Here is a 237-nt window from a genome sequence, read left to right on the forward strand (position 1 = left end):
TGTTGAAGGCTGAAGAGGAGCGCCGGGCAGCCGCGCGCGGCTTCCAGCAACAGCAGCAGCAACTTGCGCTCGCTGATCAGGTTGCACTGGACAAACTACGCAAGGAAACGGAAACCAACGCAGACAAACGCGCCAAAGAGCTTGGCGAATATCGGATGTTGGTAGAGCGCCGCATCATCCAAGCGCGCGCCTCTGGCGATAAATCGCTGCTGATCTCGCCCGATCAACAGAAGAAAG

Annotated in this window: 1 protein-coding gene; it reads left to right on the plus strand. The window is 57.8% G+C overall.

The window, feature by feature from the left end; genetic code table 11:
* A partial coding sequence (locus KMS84_RS40695; protein WP_256921678.1) for a hypothetical protein occupies positions 1-237 on the plus strand: 237 nt, incomplete at both ends.

This window comes from Streptomyces hilarionis (genome assembly GCF_024539675.1).
Taxonomy (GTDB): Bacteria; Actinomycetota; Actinomycetes; order Streptomycetales; family Streptomycetaceae; genus Streptomyces; species Streptomyces hilarionis.